Source organism: Endozoicomonas sp. SESOKO2 (genome assembly GCF_024606245.1).
Taxonomy (GTDB): domain Bacteria; phylum Pseudomonadota; class Gammaproteobacteria; order Pseudomonadales; family Endozoicomonadaceae; genus Endozoicomonas_A.
On the sequence record NZ_JAHHPQ010000702.1, the window covers coordinates 1 to 1,643 of the forward strand.

The window sequence follows — 1,643 nt, forward strand, 5'->3', positions numbered from 1 at the left end:
CTGATTGTGAAAAGTTTAATTTAGTTTCAAAATCCATCATTTACGAAAAAGCAATTATCAACTCAGCCGCCCTCAGTGCCGATGGCCGCCATCTTGTCACCGCCAATAGAGACAACAAAGCGATCATCTACCGCCATACGATAGATGGATCATGGGCAGTTAAATCCACCATTCCCCATCAAAGTATGGTCTTATCAGCTACATTCAGCCCCGATAGCCAACACGTGGTGACCGTCAGTTGGGATGGCACAGCAAAACTATATAGTTTGGGGGGCGATGAATCATGGGAGCAAAAAGTCATCATTTCCCACAGGCACACCGCCAGCTCAGCCACATTTAGTACCGATAGCCGCCATGTCATAACCAGTGGTTGGGATAACACAGCGAAAATCCATAGCCAGAATGACGATGGATCATGGAGATTAACAGCGATTTTTTCCCATAATAATTTTGTCACATCAGCGACCTTTAGCGCCGATAGCCACCAGGTGGTCACCTCCAGTTACGACAGAACGGCGAAAATCCATTGCCAGAAGACCGATGGATCATGGGAAGAAAAAGGTGTCATTCCCCATGATGAGCTTGTCAATGCAGCCAGTTTCAGCCTCGATGGCCATCATGTGGTGACCGCCAGTAAGGATTCCAAGGCGAAAATCTATAGCAAGGAGGCCGATGGATCATGGGTACAAAAAGCCATCATCCCCCACGATGCTGAAGTCAACTCGGCCACCTTCAGTCCCGATGGCCGTCATGCAGTGACTGCCAGTGACGATGGCATAGTGAAAATCATCGGCCAGAAAGCCAATGGCTTATGGGAAGAAAAAATCATCTTCAAGCATAAGTATGGCGTCTTGTCTGTTACCTTCAGCCCTGATGCCCGCCATGTGGTGACTGCCAGCAGGGACAACACGGCGAAAATCATTGGCGAGAAAGATGATGGGACATGGTCAGAGAAAGCCAGCATTGTCCATTGCTCCACGATCTCATCAGCCACCTTCAGCGCCGATGGCAGCCATGTGGTAACCGGCAGTTGGGATCACTCGGTGGAAATCACTGAACTACAAAGGACGTAATAATTTAAGGTGAAGAATCAGGCAAGGCGAACATCAGTACCTGGCCAATGAGCCAGCACTTTTGAATTCCAAAGGGTCAGGTAATTAAGGCGCTTGGGAGAACTCTTATTTACTTTTACTGTCTTAAGAGCACAATGGGAGGTTACTTTGCCATGAATTACGAATTACCACCATCCTGCGGTTCAGGATCGCAACCGTCACAAAACCGCTTGCCTGATGCCCATCGGGAAACAACGCCTGCATCTAATTTAAACCCGAATGCGCTACCGTTTGTTCCTCGTGGTTCGAGGGATGATCGGTCTTTGGACACGCCCCCAACTATTCGCCGTCGGCGAACCACTGCGCACAGGGCATCTTTTTCTCAAAGGCCGCAGCCGTCAACCAACAAGCAATCGTCTAAGTCGGCAAAACAAAAAGTCAACGAAGCTTTCGAAGAATTAAAAAACCAACATTTCACCTATGCAGAAGAACAATTCCTGGCCATCTTGCAAGAATGCCCGGACGAACTCAGCCGAGCTGACTATCAAAACTCAGTCCTGGGGCTGGCCAGATCGCTAAAAGAGCAAACCC

General features: G+C 48.7%; 2 protein-coding genes. Both read left to right on the forward strand.

What is annotated here, in order from left to right; genetic code table 11:
* The coding region (locus KDK17_RS16925; RefSeq protein ID WP_257288618.1) for a WD40 repeat domain-containing protein at positions 1-1,073 on the forward strand (1,073 nt) is incomplete at its 5' end.
* Positions 1,074-1,225: 152 nt separating this feature from the next.
* Positions 1,226-1,643, forward strand: a 418-nt coding sequence (locus KDK17_RS16930) for a hypothetical protein (protein ID WP_257288619.1), incomplete at its 3' end; no start/stop codon positions are given.